Here is a 1,945-nt window from a genome sequence, read left to right on the forward strand (position 1 = left end):
TTTCTTAACGTTAAATAGACCGCATGTATAAGCAGATTGGTATTAGATAATTATTTAATTCACTAACTTAATTGCGCACTATAAAACTTTTTGAGTAGTGCGCAATTAAACTAACTAACCAGAGTTCAGGTTTACTATAATTTTTTAGTATCGCCTTGCGCCGCAAAAGCCTGCTGTTGCCAAGCATTAAATAGCTTTTTTTGCTTATCTGATATTTTTAAACCGTATGTTTTTTGCATATAGGCGTAGGTATCGGCTATGCGTTTACGTGCATCAACAGGTGGCTCGATCACACGCTGCTTAAAGTTTACTTTTACTTCGCAACGGCCATATTGCGTTGCTTTTTCGTTAAGCATACCAAAACGATAATTAGAGCGATCTGTATTAATCTCGCCAATAGCGGGTGCTAAGTTGTTTATATCGGCTTCCATTTGTCTAAACTTAGCACTCACTTTTCGGCAGTTTTTGCGCCCGCCATTTTGCCAGCATTGTAGCTGATGGCCAAACTCCCACGCTGGCACAATATGCTCCCATTCAATACGTAACGCTCGCACGTTTACTTTACCTGAGCGGGTAAGTGTATTTCGAGGAACATAGCCACAATTAGTGGGATCGGGAACAAGTTTTTTGCCTTGCTTTTTAATATCACAACCGCAATAAATACTTTTAGCGTCTTTAGGTAGGGTTTTAATTAAATGTTTTTTAGCCGTTGAAAAACGAGTAAATTGTTCGCCTGATACCGAAGCGCACAAAAAACAAGCCAATAAGGCCAGAATAAATCGGGTCATATCCATCACATACGTGAACTACAGGAGCTGGTAGTCTAAAGCTTTGAAGGTAAAACTTAAAGACTATAAAAATTAAGGTGTTATTTTAGTTTCTAATACGTGTTAATCGTTTAACCCTGAAGCTTTGTATCAACAACATAACCCCACTTAGGCAAAAAAGTACGCTGGTTGCCGAAAAGCTAATAAGCAGTGGGTTATTAAAGTCTTCTCGCTGATCGTAATCCATAATGTGTAACATCCAAAAAAAGTCAAATATTCGCCATATTGTGCTGCGAATGGTAACAACTTTACCGTTATTGGCTGATAAATACAGTGTTGTGTTAAAGGTATCGTTAAATTGTACTTGCCAGATATCTTTTTTATAGCCTACTTCTCTTGAGCCTTGTTTTAAAAAAATTGTGCTCATTGGTTCGGCATTAATGAGTAGGTGAGCCTTGGCATTTTCGGTAATTTGTATTTTAGTTGGCGCTTCAAAAGGGCGACCTGTTATACCGTTAAAGCTGTGCTGTTCACTTTTGCTGATGACGGTAATAAGAGGGGTTGTTAAAAAATTTTCAAAGATAATTTGTGTTGGATTTTTTACCTGAGATGTAATGTTGTCAAGTGATGCAACATAATCAGTTTGCGTAAATGGGTTATTTAGAGTGCGTGTTGCTAGATGTTTACCATGAACTTTTTCAAGAGGGATTGCACTCATGACTAAGCCGCCTAATAGCCAGGCTAAAATTTGTAATGCGAGTAAATAACCGAGCCATTTATGTAGTTTTCGAGCTGGCTTAAATATTCTTTTCATGCGCTTCTATCTTATTATTGTTGTTGGCTAGTTTAATATACTGCAACGGTAAATCACTGCGACATAATGTCGCAGTTTATGTTTATAAAACAATCTAAAATATAGCTATAGTAACCGTTAAAAAATAGAGTTCTTCTTAGGGCGTATTGACCTGTCGTGATTGATTTTGCAGCAGTGTGCTTGGTATTTAAGTAAGGCAGAGCCTATGATGTGTGGTTATTCCCCATAAATAGGTGATAACGCAGCATAAATGCCAAGCATGCGCTGCCCGAAGGGTTCTTTCTAGGGGCAATTAACTCTTTGTTGCTCGGTTTTTACTTAGCCCACTAGGTTACAAACCTCGCGCCGCGATTGAATCGCCCCT

The 1,945-nt window shown here is 38.3% G+C and carries 2 protein-coding genes; both read right to left on the reverse strand.

Going from position 1 to position 1,945, the window contains the following annotated elements:
- Positions 1 to 134: 134 nt before the first annotated feature.
- A complete protein-coding gene (locus CWB66_RS14235) occupies positions 135 to 788 on the reverse strand; it encodes an endonuclease (RefSeq protein ID WP_138585894.1) in 654 nt (217 codons plus the stop codon).
- Between the two features lie 85 nt (positions 789 to 873).
- Positions 874 to 1,581, reverse strand: a complete 708-nt coding sequence (locus CWB66_RS14240; RefSeq protein WP_138585895.1) for a hypothetical protein — start codon at positions 1,579 to 1,581, stop codon at positions 874 to 876.
- Positions 1,582 to 1,945: the final 364 nt, after the last annotated feature.

The organism is Pseudoalteromonas sp. S558 (assembly GCF_005886635.1).
GTDB lineage: Bacteria > Pseudomonadota > Gammaproteobacteria > Enterobacterales > Alteromonadaceae > Pseudoalteromonas > Pseudoalteromonas aliena.